This is a genomic window from Pseudomonas sp. I3-I5, from assembly GCF_022699445.1.
Lineage (GTDB): Bacteria > Pseudomonadota > Gammaproteobacteria > Pseudomonadales > Pseudomonadaceae > Aquipseudomonas > Aquipseudomonas fulva.
This window is the reverse complement of record NZ_CP093940.1, coordinates 4,756,815-4,772,738: the sequence shown is the minus strand read 5'-3', so window position 1 is coordinate 4,772,738 and position 15,924 is coordinate 4,756,815. Positions and strand designations below refer to the sequence as shown.

General features: G+C 62.0%; 16 protein-coding genes. 9 read left to right on the top strand and 7 right to left on the bottom strand.

The window, feature by feature from the left end; all coding sequences use genetic code 11:
* Window positions 1-13: 13 nt before the first annotated feature.
* The 4 genes from MOP87_RS21500 to MOP87_RS21485 all read right to left on the bottom strand — a co-directional run bounded on the left by MOP87_RS21500 (window position 14) and on the right by MOP87_RS21485 (window position 2,585).
* On the bottom strand, window positions 14-868 hold the full coding sequence (locus MOP87_RS21500) for an endonuclease/exonuclease/phosphatase family protein (RefSeq protein ID WP_242809972.1): 855 nt from the start codon (window positions 866-868) through the stop codon (window positions 14-16).
* A gap of 11 nt (window positions 869-879) precedes the next feature.
* Window positions 880-1,512: a thiol:disulfide interchange protein DsbA gene (gene dsbA / locus MOP87_RS21495; protein WP_242809971.1), complete on the bottom strand. Its 633-nt coding sequence runs from the start codon at window positions 1,510-1,512 to the stop codon at window positions 880-882.
* Between the two features lie 151 nt (window positions 1,513-1,663).
* Window positions 1,664-2,281 (bottom strand): c-type cytochrome, encoded by a 618-nt coding sequence (locus MOP87_RS21490; RefSeq protein WP_023532830.1) that lies wholly within the window; start codon window positions 2,279-2,281, stop codon window positions 1,664-1,666.
* A gap of 31 nt (window positions 2,282-2,312) precedes the next feature.
* Window positions 2,313-2,585, bottom strand: coding sequence for a cytochrome c5 family protein (locus tag MOP87_RS21485; RefSeq protein WP_242810561.1), 273 nt, complete (start codon window positions 2,583-2,585; stop codon window positions 2,313-2,315).
* 228 nt (window positions 2,586-2,813) lie between these two features.
* Between MOP87_RS21485 and yihA the strand changes: the two genes are divergently transcribed.
* Complete coding sequence (gene yihA, locus MOP87_RS21480) at window positions 2,814-3,446, top strand: ribosome biogenesis GTP-binding protein YihA/YsxC (protein WP_027913235.1); 633 nt, start codon at window positions 2,814-2,816, stop codon at window positions 3,444-3,446.
* Window positions 3,447-3,744: 298 nt separating this feature from the next.
* Here the strand turns inward: yihA and polA are convergent, their stop codons facing one another.
* Window positions 3,745-6,492, bottom strand: coding sequence for a DNA polymerase I (polA, locus tag MOP87_RS21475; RefSeq protein WP_242809970.1), 2,748 nt, complete (start codon window positions 6,490-6,492; stop codon window positions 3,745-3,747).
* Window positions 6,493-6,567: 75 nt separating this feature from the next.
* On the opposite strand from polA, the gene MOP87_RS21470 reads away from it, so the two are divergent.
* Both MOP87_RS21470 and MOP87_RS21465 read left to right on the top strand, forming a co-directional pair.
* Window positions 6,568-6,855: a DUF2782 domain-containing protein gene (locus MOP87_RS21470; protein WP_027913237.1), complete on the top strand. Its 288-nt coding sequence runs from the start codon at window positions 6,568-6,570 to the stop codon at window positions 6,853-6,855.
* A 68-nt stretch (window positions 6,856-6,923) separates the two neighbouring features.
* The gene (locus MOP87_RS21465) at window positions 6,924-7,874 is read left to right on the top strand and encodes a homoserine kinase (protein WP_104925679.1); all 951 of its coding nucleotides are present in this window, start codon (window positions 6,924-6,926) and stop codon (window positions 7,872-7,874) included.
* A gap of 99 nt (window positions 7,875-7,973) precedes the next feature.
* Here MOP87_RS21465 and MOP87_RS21460 read toward each other — a convergent pair whose 3' ends face one another.
* Complete coding sequence (locus MOP87_RS21460; protein WP_027913239.1) at window positions 7,974-8,879, bottom strand: zinc ABC transporter substrate-binding protein ZnuA; 906 nt, start codon at window positions 8,877-8,879, stop codon at window positions 7,974-7,976.
* A gap of 66 nt (window positions 8,880-8,945) precedes the next feature.
* Between MOP87_RS21460 and zur the strand changes: the two genes are divergently transcribed.
* From zur to MOP87_RS21440, 4 genes are all read left to right on the top strand, one after another.
* On the top strand, window positions 8,946-9,431 hold the full coding sequence (gene zur / locus MOP87_RS21455; protein ID WP_027913240.1) for a zinc uptake transcriptional repressor Zur: 486 nt from the start codon (window positions 8,946-8,948) through the stop codon (window positions 9,429-9,431).
* Window positions 9,428-10,201: a zinc ABC transporter ATP-binding protein ZnuC gene (gene znuC, locus MOP87_RS21450; RefSeq protein ID WP_027913241.1), complete on the top strand. Its 774-nt coding sequence runs from the start codon at window positions 9,428-9,430 to the stop codon at window positions 10,199-10,201. Before zur ends, znuC begins: the two co-directional genes overlap by 4 nt.
* Window positions 10,194-10,976, top strand: coding sequence for a zinc ABC transporter permease subunit ZnuB (znuB, locus tag MOP87_RS21445; protein WP_027913242.1), 783 nt, complete (start codon window positions 10,194-10,196; stop codon window positions 10,974-10,976). Before znuC ends, znuB begins: the two co-directional genes overlap by 8 nt.
* 125 nt (window positions 10,977-11,101) lie before the next feature.
* On the top strand, window positions 11,102-11,809 hold the full coding sequence (locus MOP87_RS21440) for a PA5502 family lipoprotein (protein ID WP_027913243.1): 708 nt from the start codon (window positions 11,102-11,104) through the stop codon (window positions 11,807-11,809).
* 45 nt (window positions 11,810-11,854) lie between these two features.
* On the opposite strand, the gene katE is transcribed toward MOP87_RS21440, so the two are convergent.
* The gene (gene katE / locus MOP87_RS21435; RefSeq protein WP_242809969.1) at window positions 11,855-13,990 is read right to left on the bottom strand and encodes a catalase HPII; all 2,136 of its coding nucleotides are present in this window, start codon (window positions 13,988-13,990) and stop codon (window positions 11,855-11,857) included.
* 222 nt (window positions 13,991-14,212) lie between these two features.
* Here katE and MOP87_RS21430 point away from each other — a divergent pair, with 222 nt between their 5' ends.
* A complete protein-coding gene (locus MOP87_RS21430) occupies window positions 14,213-15,220 on the top strand; it encodes a methionine ABC transporter ATP-binding protein (RefSeq protein WP_027913245.1) in 1,008 nt (335 codons plus the stop codon).
* Entirely contained in the window at window positions 15,211-15,891 is a 681-nt protein-coding gene (locus MOP87_RS21425; protein ID WP_173645902.1) for a methionine ABC transporter permease, read from the top strand. Before MOP87_RS21430 ends, MOP87_RS21425 begins: the two co-directional genes overlap by 10 nt.
* Window positions 15,892-15,924 lie beyond the last annotated feature (33 nt).

Sequence of the window (15,924 nt, the reverse complement as noted above, 5' to 3'; positions counted from 1 at the left end):
GGCGTCAGTTGATTCAGCTCAAGGCCGGCAGCGTATCCACAGTCAATGCATCAGGCAATCGGATCTCGACGGCCACAGGAAGATGGTCGGAAATCGGCTGGGCCAGCACCTCGACCCTTTCCAGGGTAAGGCTCGGGCTGAGCAGGATATGGTCCAGGCAGCGCTGTGGTCGCCAACTGGGGAAGGTGGCCTCCACCTGAGGCGCAATCAGGCCAAGGTCGCGCAACGGTGAATGCTCGAGCAGGTCGGTAGCATGGGTGTTCATGTCCCCCATCAACACCTGATGGCGATACCCGCCGATCAGTTCGCGGATGTAGGCCAGCTGCAGTGCACGGGTCTTGGCGCCCAAGGCCAAGTGCATCATGACTACAATCAGCGCATCCTCACCCTCGCCGAAGCGCACCAGGATAGCCCCGCGCCCTGCTGGGCCAGGCAGTGGGTGATCCTCGAGTTGGTGAGGCTTCAAGCGACTGAGTACGCCATTACTGTGCTGAGCGAAGCGCCCAAGGTTGCGATTGAGCTGTTGGTACCAATAGGGGAAGGCACCCAGTTGGGCCAGATGCTCGACCTGATTGACATAGCCCGAGCGCAAGCTGCCCCCATCCGCCTCTTGCAGGGCCACCAGATCGAAGTCCCCAAGCAACTTACCGATTTTCTGCAAGTTGCTGGCTCGGCCAGTGTGCGGCAGCAGGTGCTGCCAGCTGCGCGTCAGGTAATGCCGATAGCGCTCGGTACTAATGCCCACCTGGATGTTGAAGCTGAGCAGCCGCAGACGACCATCTTCTGGCAAGCCGGGGGCTTGCAGGTGATGCTCATTGACCTGCGGCTGGGGCTGGGCAACGCCGCGCGTGACCCGTAGGCGAGGCATGGGTGCGCTGCCTATTTGGCAGCGCGCTCCTTGTCGATCAGCTGGTCGGCCACGTTGAGGACGCCCTCTGGTCCGCCAGCGGTGCCCAGGTCGAAGCGGTACTTACCGTTGACCACCATGCTGGGAACGCCAGTGATTTCATACTTCTTGGCCAGTTCTTTCGCCTGGTTGACCTGGCCCTTGATGGCGAACGAGTTGTAGGTGGCCAGGAACTTGGCCTTGTCCACTCCCTGCGTTGCCAGGAAATCGGCCATGTCTTCTGGGTCTGTCAGGCGCTTGTGCTGGTTCTGGATGGCGTCGAATACCGCCGCGTGCACCTTGTGCTCGACGCCCATCGCTTCCAGAGTCAGGAACAACTGGCCATGGGCATCCCAAGGGCCACCGAACATGGCAGGCACACGCTTGAAGTTGACGTCCTCGGGCAGCTTGTCGACCCACGGGTTGATGACAGGCTCGAAGTGATAGCAATGCGGGCAGCCATACCAGAACAACTCGACCACTTCGATCTTGCCAGGCACGGAAACCGGAACCGGGTTGCTCAGCTCGACATACTCCTTGCCGGCTACAGGCTCTGCGGCCTGAACGGAAGTCATACCAAGTACGCTGGCAGCGACCAGCGCAGCGCTGAGAATCAGTTTACGCATGCTTTACTCCTGAGCAGTCATGGGTCGCCACGGCACGACCTGGATTGAGACAGGCCGGGAAGGGCTCTAGTTCTGTAGTGTAACGGCTGCGGACGAAAAAAAGGGCAGCCGCGCCGCCCTTTCATCTTTGGCTTTGAACATTAACCGGGCATTAATGCAGGCCCTGGATGTAGCTGGCCAATGCCTCGATGTCATGGTTACTGAGCTTCCCGGCGATGGTGCGCATGGTCATGGCATCCCCATCGTTGGTGCGATTGCCTTCACGGAAGTCCGTCAGCTGCTTGCTCACGTACTGGGCATGCTGCCCGCTCAGGTGAGGGAACCCGGCCAGTGCGATACCCGCCCCGTCAGGCGAGTGGCAGCCCGTGCAGGCCGGCATGCCCTTGTCCAGGTCGCCACCGTTGAACAGCGCACGCCCGCGCTCGACCAGCGCAGGGTCGGCCGCGCCCACGCTGCCTTTCTGGCTAGCGAAATATGCCGCAATGTCGGCCAGGTCCTGGTCGTTGAAACCGGCCAGCATGCCGGTCATCTCCAGCACGACGCGTTTGCCGGACTTGATATCGTGCATTTGTTTTTCGAGGTAGCGCTGGCCTTGACCTGCCAGCTTGGGGAAGTTCGGTGCCAGGCTATTGCCATCTGGGTTGTGGCAGGCCCCGCAGACGGCCGTCTTGGCCTGACCTGCGGCGGCATCGCCTTTGACGGGCTGCGCAGCAGTGGCCGCACCTGCGACACCCAGGCTCAACAGCAGACTCACGACTAGTTTGTTCATCAGCTAATCCAACACGGCTAGGGGTGAAATGTTATGTATCGGGACTGCCATTCATCCAAAGGATGACCAGACGGTAGTCCTCGGCACTGCAGTCCATGCACAATCCACGCGGCGGCATAGCCTTGAAACCCTGAGCATTGTGCCGTGCCGAGATATTCGTGCATTGCGCCAGATCAGGATTCAGGTTGCCCGATCGCCCCTCTGGGCTCATGGAGCAGGCGTTCGCTGTACCCGCCGCGCACACGCGGTTGTACAACACCTCGGAATCCTGTGTAGCCTGTGCGCTGAAAACCGGCAGGAACAGACCGACAGCAAGCGGCCATTGCGTATTGCGCCATGACGTTCAGGGTTGGGGGCCGCGCTGCGTTCTAATGCGCAAGCTCATGTTCGACACCCCATGCTCGTTCCCCAAAGCCGGGAGAAAGAGCACACAAAAACTGGGGCATTATATACTTCCGCCACCCAAACGGAAACGACACCGCTTGCCAGGCCCCGCTCAACAGGGGGCTGGCATCACCACATCGGATATCCCATGCAAGTCAAGAACCCCATCCTCGGCCTGTGCCAGAAAGCCAAATTCGCCCTCAGCGCTGCCAAGGTCGAACAATGCCCGGACGACCAGGGTTACGAGGTGGCCTTCGCCGGCCGCTCCAACGCCGGTAAATCCAGCGCGCTGAATACGCTGACCCACGCCAGCCTGGCCCGCACCTCGAAAACGCCCGGCCGCACCCAGTTGCTGAACTTCTTCAGCCTGGATGACGAACGCCGCCTGGTCGACTTACCGGGCTACGGCTACGCCAAGGTGCCCATCCCCCTCAAGCAGCACTGGCAGCGCCACCTGGAAGCTTACCTGGGCAGCCGCGAATGCCTGCGTGGCGTGATCCTGATGATGGATGTCCGCCACCCGATGACGGATTTCGACAAGATGATGCTCGATTGGGCCAAGGCCAGCGGCATGCCCATGCATATCTTGCTGACCAAGGCCGACAAGCTCACCCATGGCGCCGCCAAGAACACCTTGCTCAAGGTGCAATCGGAGATCAGGAAAGGCTGGGGCGAAGGCGTGACCATCCAACTGTTCTCGGCCCCCAAGCGCCTGGGCCTTGAAGACGCCTACCGCGTGCTGGCCGACTGGATGGAGCTCGAAGACAAGCCTGTCGCCTGAGGGCCAAGGCCCGCGCCAGGCAAATTTCAGGCAAAAAAAACCCCGGACTTCGTATGGGGAGGGGGAAGTTCGGGGTCCAAGCCCGGACCGCTAGGGCGGGGTCCGGATATCTGCCAACACTTAACACAACATAGGAGCATCGAACGGCTTCACCAGCCATTCAGGTACTCTGAGTTGCAGTTCACTGCTTTAGTTCCTGGGGCCTGGAACTATTTGCGAGAGTTTCATGAAACCGGTTGTGACAGGCCAGGGCGACTGTGGCGGCAAACCGCACCACAACGCCCCTTGGCCCGCGCAATCAGTGGGCTTCGTCCCAGTTTGCGCCCACACCGGCCTCGACCAGCAACGGCACGTCCAGTTGCGCCGCCTGACTCATGTGCTTTCGAATTTCATCTTTCACCAGATCCACGAGGTCTTCGCGCACCTCAAGAACAAGTTCGTCGTGCACCTGCAGGATCACCCGCGCATCCAGTGCGCTTTCGGTCAGCCAGTTGTCCACATTGACCATGGCGCGCTTGATGATGTCGGCAGCCGTACCCTGCATCGGCGCGTTGATCGCCGTGCGCTCGGCTCCCCGGCGCAAGGCTGGGTTCTTGGCGTTGATATCAGGCAGGTAGAGCCGGCGACCGAACAGGGTTTCCACGAACCCCTGCTCTGCGGCCTGGGCACGGGTACGCTCCATGTAGGCCAACACCCCTGGATAGCGTGTGAAGTAACGATCGATGTAATCCTGGGACTGCTTGCGGTCCACCCCGATCTGCTTGGCGAGACCAAAGGCGCTCATGCCGTAGATCAGCCCGAAGTTGATCGCCTTGGCGCTGCGCCGCTGGTCATGGGTGACCTGTTCGAGCGCAACGCCGAATACTTCGGCCGCCGTCGCCCGGTGCACGTCCAGATCGTTCTGGAACGCGTGCAGCAAGCCTTCGTCCTTGGCCAGGTGCGCCATGATGCGCAGCTCGATCTGGGAATAGTCGGCGGCCAGCAGCTTGTAGCCAGGGCTTGCGATGAAGGCCTGGCGGATTCGCCGGCCTTCGGCCGTGCGGATCGGAATGTTCTGCAAGTTCGGGTCACTGGACGACAACCGGCCCGTGGCCGCCACTGCCTGCTGGTACGACGTGTGGATTCGCCCCGTGCGAGGGTTGATCTGCCCCGGCAGCTTGTCGGTGTAGGTGCTCTTGAGCTTGCTCAGGCTGCGGTACTGCATCAGCACTTCAGGCAGTGGGTACCCTTGCTCGGCCAGCTCGTCCAGCACAGCTTCTGCCGTCGATGGCTGGCCCTTGGCCGTCTTGCTGATCACCGGCATGCCCAGCTTGTCGTACAGGATCGCGCCCAGCTGCTTGGGCGAACCCAGGTTGAATTCCTCACCAGCCAGTTCGAAGGCCCGCTGTTCCAGCTCGGCCATCTTCACACCCAGCTCGCCGCTCTGGACGTGCAACAGCGCCGCATCGACCAACGCGCCCTGGCGCTCGATCTTGGCCAGCACCGGCACCAGCGGCATTTCGATGTCCGTGAGCACCGGCTGCACACTGGGGGTCTTGGCCATGTGCGCCTGCAATGCCTGGTGCAGGCGCAGGGTGATGTCGGCATCTTCAGCCGCGTAGGGGCCGGCCTTGTCCAGATGGATCTGGTTGAAGGTCAGCTGCTTGGCACCTTTGCCTGCAATGTCCTCGAACGCAATGGTGGTATGCCCAAGGTACTTTTGCGCCAGGCTGTCCATGTCGTGCCGCGTGCCGGTCGAGTTGAACACGTACGATTCGAGCATGGTGTCATAGGCCACCCCCTGCACCTGGATCGCGGGAGAACCATTGGCAAAGATGTTGATGTCGTACTTGGCGTTCTGGCCGACCTTGGCTTTTGCCGGGTCCTCCAACAAGGGCTTGAGCGCGAGCAGAACGGCCTCACGGTCCAACTGGGCAGGGGCGCCTTCGTAGTCGTGCATCAAGGGGACGTAGGCCGCTTCATGGGGCTCAACGGCGAAGGAAATCCCTACCAGCTGGGCGCGCTGCGCATCGAGGCCGGTGGTTTCGGTATCGAACGCGAACAGCGGTGCCTGGCGCAGCTTCTCGAGCCAGGCGTCGAAGCGGTCCTGGTCAAGGATGGTTTCATAGCGGGCCTCGACCATGGCCGCCGGGGCCTCTACCGGGGGCAACTGGTCCCCTTCCCGAGCCGCATCGCGCTGCAGGTCGGCAATCCAGCTCTTGAACTCCATTTCGGTATACAGCGCCAGCAGCGCCTCGCGGTCTGGTTCGCCGCACACCAGCGCATCGACTTCGATGTCCAGCGGCACATCGATCTTGATGGTGGCCAGCTCGTACGACATGAAAGCCGCTTCACGGTGTTCTTCAAGCTTGGCGGGCAGGCTCTTGGCGCCTCGAATAGGCAGCGCAGGCACCTTGTCCAGGTTCGCGTACAGGTCGCTGAGCCCCCCGCCGATCCCGGTCAACAGCCCGACGGCGGTCTTTTCACCCACACCTGGCACACCTGGAATGTTGTCCACCTTGTCGCCCATCAGCGCCAGGAAGTCGATGATGTGCTCGGGGCCGACCCCGAATTTCTCGTGCACGCCAGCCACGTCCAGCACGCTACCGGTCATGGTGTTGACCAGGGTAATGTGCCCGTCGACCAGTTGCGCCATGTCCTTGTCGCCGGTGGAAATGATGACCGGCCGGTCCAGCGCCGCGCTGCTGCGTGCCAAGGTACCGATGACATCGTCAGCTTCGACCCCTTCGACGCACAACAGTGGGTAGCCCATGGCCTTGACGCTGGCATGCAGCGGCTCGATCTGCACCCGCAGATCGTCAGGCATGCTGGGGCGGTTGGCCTTGTAGTCGGCGAACAGGGTGTCGCGGAACGTGCCGCCCTTGGCGTCGAACACCACGGCGAACAAGCTGTCCGGGTACTGCCTGCGCAGGCTCTTGAGCATGTTGAGCACACCCTTCACCGCACCGGTTGGCATGCCCTTGGACGTGGTCAGCGGGGGCAAGGCATGGAAGGCGCGATAAAGGTAGGAGGAACCGTCCACGAGGACGAGGGGCGCTTGGCTCATGAGCAGAATCAACCTTTTCGACGGGTCCGGCGCTAGAATAGCCAGAATCATTGACGACAAAGGGACTAGGTTATCATGCGTACACTCAATCGCCTGTTACTGCTCTGCCTGATGGCAGGTCTGCCCGTCGTTACCTTGGCGGCGGATGACGCGCCCTCGGCCGATCCCGAGGTGACCATTCGCACGGAAGGCGACAAGACCATCCAGGAATATCGCCAAAACGGCTTCCTGTATGCGATCAAGATCACGCCCAAACATGGCAAGCCTTACTTTCTGGTACGCGCCGATGGCTCCGATGGCAATTTCATTCGTTCCGACCAGCCGGACATGCTGATTCCGTCCTGGAAGATCTTCGAGTGGTAATCTGACGCGCACCGTTCACATCAACCCGGCACTTCGGCCAGAAGTGCCTGCATGGGCAATCTTTCATCATGTCAGTCTTCACCCCCGTGACCCGGCCTGAGCTGGAAATCTTTCTGGCACCTTACGAGCTGGGTCGCCTGCTCGATTTCCAGGGTATCGCCGCCGGCACCGAGAACAGCAACTTCTTCGTCAGCCTCGAACAGGGGGAGTTCGTGCTGACGCTGATCGAGCGTGGGCCCAGCGAGGACATGCCGTTCTTCATCGAGCTGCTCGATACCCTGCACACGGCCCGGATGCCAGTGCCCTACGCCATTCGTGACCGTGACGGCCATGGCCTGCGCGAACTGTGCGGCAAACCGGCGTTGCTGCAACCCAGGCTCTCGGGCAAACACATCAAGGCGCCCAATGCCCAGCATTGTGCCCAGGTCGGTGAACTGCTCGCACACATTCACCTGGCCACCCGTGAACACATCATCGAGCGCCGCACGGACCGAGGCCTTGAGTGGATGCTGGCCGCCGGGGCTGAACTGCTGCCGCGCCTGAACGCCGAGCAGGCGAGCCTGCTGCAACCGGCGCTGGATGAAATCGCCGCCCATCAGGCGCAGATCCTGGCACTGCCCCGGGCCAACCTGCATGCCGACCTGTTCCGCGACAACGTGATGTTCGAGGGCACCCATCTGTCCGGGGTCATCGACTTCTACAACGCCTGCTCGGGGCCGATGCTGTATGACATTGCCATTACCCTGAACGACTGGTGCCTGGATGCGCAGGCCGGCATCGATGTGCCGCGCGCCCAGGCCTTGCTTGCCGCCTACGCCGCATTGCGGCCGTTCACAGCAGCCGAAGCCGAACTCTGGCCACAGATGTTGCGCGTTGCCTGCGTGCGGTTCTGGCTGTCTCGCTTGATCGCAGCGGAGTCCTTTGCTGGCATGGATGTGATGATCCACGACCCAAGCGAGTTCGAGGTGCGCCTGGCGCAGCGCCAGCAGGTGGCCGTGAAGCTGCCGTTCGCCCTCTGATCCAAACCCTGGCGGCAGGCCCTGTGCGCCTGCCCATGGGGCAGAAGGCATCAGGCGCTGCCCCGGGCGCCCACCCAGATATGCAGCCGCAGCGTACCTTTACAGCTGCTCCAGGCAGCTCGCCAGGTCGCCCCCTAGCTTGTCGAGCAATCGCTCGTAGCCTTGCGCATCTACCGGATCGGTGCCACCCAGCGCATCGAGCTCGGCCAGGCGCACCGGCAGACCGGCTGTCAGGGTTTCGGCCAGCCGGGGGCGCAAGGGCGGCTCGCTGAAGACGCAAGTCTTGCCCACTTCCTGCAGCCGCTTACGCATGGCGGCCACGTGCTGAGCGCCGGGCTGCACTTCGGACGCCACGCTGAACACGCCGGTATGCTTGAGGCCATACTCAGCCTCGAAATAATCGAAGGCCTCGTGGAACACGAAGTAAGGCTTACCGGCCACACCCGCCACCCGAGCCTTGATGCGGGTGTCGAGCGCGTCCAGGCGCTGGGTGAAGGTCGCCAGGTTACGCGTGTAGCGGTCGGCATTGGCAGGGTCCACGCTGGCGAGATCGGCGGCCATTTTCCCGGCGATCACCCGGGCGTTCACCGAAGACAACCACAAGTGCGCATCCAGGCTGCCTGGGCGGTGATCATGGTCATGGTCGTCGTGGTCTTCGTCGTGGGAATGGCTGTCCTCGCCAAAGTGACGCAGCTTCATGCCCGGCAGCGACTGTACCGCGACGGTCGTCTTGCTGCGGCTGGTCAGCACCTTGGGCAAAAAGCCCTCCATGTCCGGGCCTATCCAGTACAGCAAATCCGCCTCCGCGACCCTGCGCACGTCCGAGGGACGCAGTGCGTAATGGTGAGGCGAGGCACCCGGCGGCAACAGCACTTCAGGGCTGCCGACGCCTTCCTGCACAGCAGCGGCGATCTGTTGCAGAGGCTTGATGCTGGTCAGCACATGCACGTCAGCGTGGGCGGAAAATGCGATGAAAGCGACAAACAGGGTAAGGAATCGGGCCACAGTAGGTACTCGAATCGTCAGAAACAGGTAACATAATAACGTCTCTATCCAGAATCGTCGCTGCCCATGTCCATTACGCCGCTGGCCACCCGTCCTCATGACCACTCCCATTGCGTGCACAGCGCCCTGGCTGAAGCCGACGCTCTGTGCGCTCGTCAAGGGCTGCGCCTGACGGCGCTGCGCCGCCGGGTACTGGAGCTGGTGTGGCAGAGCCACAAACCGTTGGGCGCCTACGACATCCTGGCGGTGCTGAGCGAACAGGATGGCCGTCGCGCGGCGCCGCCAACGGTGTACCGCGCGCTGGACTTCCTTCTGGAAAACGGTCTCGTGCACCGCATCGCTTCGCTCAACGCCTTTATCGGTTGTAGCCATCCCGAGCATACGCACCAGGGGCAGTTTCTCATTTGCCGACTGTGCCATATCGCCATTGAGCTGGAGCAGGCGAGTATCAGCGATGCCATCGTCGGCAGCGCCAGGCATGTAGGTTTCACGGTCGAGAACCAGACCGTCGAGGTCGTGGGCGTGTGCAGCAACTGCAAGGACGCGGCATGAGCGACGCGCTGATCCGCCTGGAGCAGGTTGGCGTCACCTATGGCGGGGAGGCCGTGCTCGACAGCATCGACTTGGCAGTCGCACCCGGCCAGATCGTCACCCTGATCGGGCCCAATGGAGCGGGCAAGACCACGCTGGTCCGCGCCGTGCTGGGGCTACTCAAGCCACACCGCGGCTCGGTATGGCGCAAACCCCGGCTGCGCATTGGCTACATGCCGCAAAAAATCCAGGTCGACGCCACGCTGCCGTTGTCGGTGCTGCGCTTTCTGCGCCTGGTACCTGGCGTGGATCGCGCAGCGGCCCTGTCGGCGCTTCAGGAGGTCGGCGCCGAGCACGTGATCGACAGTCCCATCCAGACTGTGTCCGGGGGTGAAATGCAGCGTGTGCTGCTGGCCCGTGCGCTGCTGCGAGAGCCGCAGTTGCTGGTGCTGGACGAGCCGGTGCAAGGTGTTGACGTAGTAGGGCAAACGGAGCTGTACAACCTCATCACCCGACTGCGCGACCGCCTGGGTTGCGGCGTATTGATGGTTTCCCACGACCTGCACCTGGTCATGAGTGCCACCGATCAGGTGGTGTGCCTGAACCGCCATGTGTGCTGCTCCGGTCATCCCGAACAGGTCAGCGGTGACCCGGCATTCGTCGAACTGTTCGGCCAGACCGCACCCAGCCTGGCCATTTATCACCATCATCATGACCACAGTCACGACCTGCACGGTTCTGTGGTCGCCCCAGCCCCCCATGTTCACGGAGCGCACTGCAAGCATGGCTGATTTTCTTCTCTACGCCCTGCTCGCTGGTCTGTCCCTCGCGCTGGTAGCTGGCCCCCTTGGCTCGTTCGTCGTCTGGCGGCGCATGGCCTACTTTGGCGACACCCTGTCCCATGCTGCTTTGCTGGGTGTGGCCCTGGGCTTCGTGCTGGATGTCAGCCCCACATTGGCCGTCACCGTGGGCTGCCTGTTGCTGGCGATTCTGCTGGTGACCTTGCAGCAACGCCAGCCTCTGGCATCCGACACGCTGCTCGGTATCCTGGCACCCAGTACCTTGTCCTTGGGCCTGGTGGTGCTGAGCTTCATGCACGACGTGCGCATCGACCTGATGGCTTACCTGTTCGGGGATCTGCTGGCCATCAGCCCGACCGATCTTGCCTGGATTTTGGGCGGCAGCGCCCTGGTACTCGTACTGATCGCCGTCTTGTGGCGCCCCTTGCTCGCCGTCACCGTCCACGAAGAACTGGCAACGGTCGAAGGGCTACCGGTTGCAGCGTTGCGCATGGCGCTGATGCTGCTCATCGCCGTGGTCATCGCGGTGGCCATGAAGATCGTCGGCGTCTTGCTGATCACCTCTTTGCTGATCATTCCGGCGGCAGCCGCTCAGCGGCATGCGCGCTCTCCCGAGCAGATGGCCGTAGGCGCCAGCGTCATAGGCGTGGTAGCGGTCTGCGGCGGGCTGGCCTTGTCATGGTTCAAGGACACGCCTGCCGGTCCATCCATTGTGGTGTGCGCTGCGGTGCTATTCTTGCTGAGTCTGGCCCTGCCCAAACGGTGAGCGACAGGCGTCCAAGTCCTGCCTTGCAACCTTCGGCGGAGTAAAGGGTCTGTAAGACCAGTTTTCGAGCGTGCGCACCTGGGTGTAGACTTGCTCGCTTTTTGCGCAAATAGAGAGCCGCAGGAATGAAGCCGTTTGCCTCCCGTTGTCTGCTTGTTGGCGTCTTTTCCCTGTTCCTTGCCGCGTGCTCCCATGCACCGGTCGAACAGGCCAGCACGCCTGCCCAGCCTGATGCATGGCAGCAGTTGCAACAAAATATCGCCAGCAACGAGCTGGCCACCGCAGAAGACCAACTGGTCTCCCTGCAAGCGCAGTCGCCTGGCGATGGCCGCGTCGAGCAATACCAGCGCGAGCTGGCCGAAGCCTACCTGCAACGCAGCCAGATCATGTTGCAGAAGGGTGACGTGAATGCGGCGGTCACAGCCCTGGCGCGCGCGCGCGCACTGATGCCACAGGCACCGGCGGTCACTGGCGGTGATGCCGTTTCACAAGCGCGCAAGGCCGAGCTGGCCAAGGCCGAAGCCGCACTCAAGGCTGCCGAAGCCAAACCCAAGGCTCGAGTGATCGACCCCAGTGCGCCCAGTACGGTGATTGCGTTGGAAACCACCGACATCCAAGCCATGCGCCAGCAGCTCGATGACATCGCCGCCGACGTGGTCAATTATGGTTGCGATGTGGTGTTCCAGGTGCCACGCAGCGCGGATGCGCCGTGGCTGAAGACATTGCTGGCCAAGCGTGTTCGCAAGATCGACAGCACCTTCGACCTGAAACAAAAGCACGACATCCAGCGCGCGTTGCCCGCTCAGGTGGTGCTGGTACCCCACCAGCGCTAGGCCCGTGGATAGGGGCTGCAATGCAGCCCCTGACACGCGGAGGGTTTAAGCAGGAACCGCTTCGGCAGCCGCTTCACGCTCCCACACGCGATGCCCTTCCACTGCCTTGACGAACGCGTCCATGGCCTTCTGGTCGTCGCCGGTCAGCAGACCCTTGTCTTCCTTCAGGCCCAGCGTTGCAAGCAGTTCCTGGGTCAGCACCATCGCCTTGAGATGCTTGTAGCCCTCAAGCAGGAAGTGCTTGGCCAGGCCACTGGCCGCCATGGCATCGGTGGACGCCTTGCCAGCGGGTACAACGATGCCATCGAACATGATCGACGGCATGCCTTCCATGGAGGCATCTACCGGCAGTTGCGTACCGTTGGCGGCTTTCACAGGCGCCGAGGTCGGGCCCAGCAGCATGGGGCGAGCGCTCTGCGCCTCCAGGGCCTTGACCATCTTGTCGACGCTGGCGGCATCCACGCCGTTGGCGATCAGTACAGCGATCTTGCGACCCTTGATCCCGACCTTGCCCGGATGGTTCATCTGGCTCAAGGCTGGCGATTCGGCCAGCTGGCTGCCCTTGACCTTGACGGTACCGGCTTTAGGGGCTGGCAGGCCCAGGTTTTCCGCCACGGCTGCTGCCAGCTTCAGGTCGATGTTGGCGAGAATCTCATTCACCTGGCGTGCACGTATGTGCTCACGCTCAACCTTGCCCAATTCGAAGCTGTAGGCCTTGATGATGTGCTGCTGCTCGGTCGGGCTCATGCTCTGGAAGAACAGGCGCGCCTGGGAGAAGTGATCACCGAACGAGTCGCTGCGCTGGCGAATCTTGTGCGCATCGACGCGCTCCTGATACGTCTCGAAACCGCCGTCGCGTGGGCCGGGCGGGGTTTCCTTCGGCCAGCCGCCGTCGATGGAGTTGGGCTCGTAGGCGGCGCGGCCTTTGTGCACGATATGCTGGTGCATCGCATCGCGCTGGTTGTTGTGGTTCGGGGCAACCGGGCGATTGATCGGGATCTGGTGGAAGTTTGGGCCACCCAGGCGGCTGATCTGAGTATCGGTGTAGGAGAACAGGCGACCCTGCAGTAACGGGTCATTGGTGAAGTCGATGCCCGGCACGATGTGGCCTGGGCAGAAAGCGATCTGCTCGACCTCGGAGAAGAAGTTGTCCGGGTTGCGATTGAGCACCATCTTGCCCAGCGGGGTGACCGGGACCAGCTCTTCAGGGATGATCTTGGTCGGGTCCAGCAGGTCGAAGTCGAACTTGTGCTCGTCGGCCTCAGGCACGATCTGCACGCCGAGTTCCCATTCCGGGTAGTCGCCGGTTTCGATGGCTTCCCACAGGTCACGACGGTGGTAGTCGGTGTCCTTGCCCGCCAGTTTCTGCGCCTCGTCCCACAGCACGGAATGCACGCCCTCGCTGGGCTTCCAGTGGAACTTGACGAAGTGGGCCACGCCTTCGGCGTTGACCAGACGGAAGGTGTGCACGCCGAAACCTTCCATCATGCGCAGGCTGCGTGGGATGGCGCGGTCCGACATGGCCCAGACGACCATGTGCGCCGATTCAGGCACCAACGAGACAAAGTCCCAGAAGGTGTCGTGGGCCGAACCGCCGGTGGGGATCTCGTTATGCGGCTCGGGCTTGACGGCGTGTACGAAGTCCGGGAACTTGATGGCGTCCTGGATAAAGAACACCGGCATGTTGTTGCCGACCAGGTCGAAGTTGCCTTCATCGGTATAGAACTTCACGGCAAAGCCGCGCACGTCGCGCACCGTGTCACCGGAGCCGCGCGGCCCCTGAACGGTGGAAAAGCGCACAAATACCGGGGTGATCTTCTCCGGATCTTGCAGGAAACCGGCCTTGGTCAGTTCGGCGTGGCAGCCATAGCTCTGGAAATAACCATGGGCACCGGTGCCTCGTGCATGGACGATCCGCTCCGGGATGCGCTCATGGTCAAAATGGGTGATTTTCTCGCGCATGATGAAGTCTTCAAGCAGCGAGGGGCCGCGGTCGCCGGCCTTCAAGGTGTTCTGGTTGTCCGAAATGCGCACACCCTGGTTGGTGCGCAGCGCCTGCCCGGTGGCATCGCTGCGGTCTGCTTCCAGGCTCTGCAACTTGGCATTGGTATTGGCCCGATCCGGGGTCTGAGTACCTGCGGCCTCGCTGTGCTTCGGCGCATCCTTGTTCTTGCTGGGCATGGTTGGCTTTCCTCATCAGTCTTCGGGCGCCCGATCGGGCTTGTCCAGTTAGTGACCCGGGCACAAGAGCGAGCGTTCCATCGGGATGACCAGCTGTCGCCATATAGCGTTCTGATTGGTCAGAGGCAAAATAAATGCTAAGAACAGCGGTTATAAAAGGCTAAAATGCGGCCCCCAGCCCACCGCTGAATCAATTTCCATGCGCCCCACAAGGTTCGCTACGTGATCGAGTTCCAACAGGTACACAAAACTTACCGCGTTGCCGGTAGAGAAATTCCCGCCCTGAATCCGACGACCCTGACGATCGAGGATGGCCAGGTGTTTGGCCTGATCGGCCACTCCGGGGCCGGCAAGAGCACCATGCTGCGCCTGATCAACCGCCTGGAAGAGCCTTCCGGCGGCAAGATCATTGTCGACGGTGAAGAAGTGACCGCGTTCAATGCCACCCAATTGCGCGGCTTTCGCCAGCAGGTCGGCATGATTTTCCAGCATTTCAACCTGCTGGCGTCCAAGACCGTCGCCGACAATGTCGCCCTGCCACTCACCCTCGCTGGCCAATTGTCGCGCGCCGAGATCGACAAACGCGTGGTCGAGCTTCTGGCCAGGGTCGGTCTGTCGGACCATGCGCGCAAGTACCCTGCGCAGTTGTCGGGTGGTCAAAAGCAGCGCGTCGGCATTGCCCGTGCTTTGTCCACCAACCCGAAGATTCTGCTGTGTGACGAAGCAACCAGCGCCCTGGACCCGCAGACCACCGCCTCGGTACTGCAGCTGCTGGCCGAGATCAATCGTGAGCTGAAGCTCACCATTGTGCTGATCACCCATGAAATGGACGTGATCCGCCGTGTCTGCGACCGGGTGGCAGTAATGGACGCCGGCCAGATCGTCGAGCAGGGCTCGGTGGCGGACGTGTTCCTCCATCCGCAGCACCCCACCACCAAACGCTTCGTGCAGGAAGACGAGCAAGTCGACGAAGGCGAGCAGCGCGACGATTTCGCCCATGTGCCAGGCCGCATCGTGCGACTGACCTTCCAGGGTGACGCGACCTATGCACCGCTGCTGGGCACCGTCGCCCGTGAAACCGGCGTCGACTACAGCATCCTTGCCGGGCGTATCGATCGCATCAAGGACGTCCCCTACGGCCAGCTCACGCTTGCCCTGATCGGCGGCGACATGGAAGCGGCCTTTGCCTGCTTCAAGGCTGCTGATGTTCATATGGAGGTATTGCGTTGATGGACGCCCTGAGTTTCTTCGCCAACGTCGACTGGGCCGAAATCTGGCTGGCAACCGTCGATACCATGATCATGCTGTTCGGCTCGCTGTTCTTCACCGTACTGCTCGGCCTGCCACTCGGTGTGCTGTTGTTCCTGTGCGGCCCGCGGCAAATGTTCGAACAAAAGGGCGTGTACGCGTTGCTGTCGCTGGTGGTCAACATCCTGCGCTCGCTGCCGTTCATCATCCTGCTGATCGTAATGATCCCTATCACCGTGCTGATCACGGGTACATCGCTAGGCGTGGCAGGTGCGATCCCGCCGCTGGTGGTGGGTGCTACCCCGTTCTTTGCACGTCTGGTCGAAACCGCCCTGCGCGAAGTGGACCGCGGCATCATCGAAGCTACCCAGTCGATGGGCGCCACCACGCGCCAGATCATCACCAGCGCGCTGTTGCCTGAGGCCCGGCCAGGGATCTTCGCCGCGATCACCGTCACGGCCATCACGTTGGTTTCCTACACCGCCATGGCCGGTGTCGTGGGTGCCGGTGGCCTGGGGGACCTGGCGATTCGTTTCGGCTACCAGCGCTTCCAGACCGACGTCATGGTCGTGACCGTGGTGCTGCTGCTGGTGCTGGTGCAGGTCCTGCAAAGTGTCGGCGACCGGCTGGTTGTGCATTTTTCCCGTAAGTAACCCCAATGGGGTCGGCTCGACCGACCCGTTCGG

Bases quoted from the DNA above. Each gene is read 5' to 3' on its own strand.
- MOP87_RS21500 (WP_242809972.1), bottom strand. From the start codon at position 868: ATGCCTCGCCTACGGGTCACGCGCGGCGTTGCCCAGCCCCAGCCGCAG.
- dsbA (WP_242809971.1), bottom strand. From the start codon at position 1,512: ATGCGTAAACTGATTCTCAGCGCTGCGCTGGTCGCTGCCAGCGTACTT.
- MOP87_RS21490 (WP_023532830.1), bottom strand. From the start codon at position 2,281: ATGAACAAACTAGTCGTGAGTCTGCTGTTGAGCCTGGGTGTCGCAGGT.
- yihA (WP_027913235.1), top strand. From the start codon at position 2,814: ATGCAAGTCAAGAACCCCATCCTCGGCCTGTGCCAGAAAGCCAAATTC.
- polA (WP_242809970.1), bottom strand. From the start codon at position 6,492: ATGAGCCAAGCGCCCCTCGTCCTCGTGGACGGTTCCTCCTACCTTTAT.
- MOP87_RS21470 (WP_027913237.1), top strand. From the start codon at position 6,568: ATGCGTACACTCAATCGCCTGTTACTGCTCTGCCTGATGGCAGGTCTG.
- MOP87_RS21465 (WP_104925679.1), top strand. From the start codon at position 6,924: ATGTCAGTCTTCACCCCCGTGACCCGGCCTGAGCTGGAAATCTTTCTG.
- zur (WP_027913240.1), top strand. From the start codon at position 8,946: ATGTCCATTACGCCGCTGGCCACCCGTCCTCATGACCACTCCCATTGC.
- znuC (WP_027913241.1), top strand. From the start codon at position 9,428: ATGAGCGACGCGCTGATCCGCCTGGAGCAGGTTGGCGTCACCTATGGC.
- znuB (WP_027913242.1), top strand. From the start codon at position 10,194: ATGGCTGATTTTCTTCTCTACGCCCTGCTCGCTGGTCTGTCCCTCGCG.
- MOP87_RS21440 (WP_027913243.1), top strand. From the start codon at position 11,102: ATGAAGCCGTTTGCCTCCCGTTGTCTGCTTGTTGGCGTCTTTTCCCTG.
- katE (WP_242809969.1), bottom strand. From the start codon at position 13,990: ATGCCCAGCAAGAACAAGGATGCGCCGAAGCACAGCGAGGCCGCAGGT.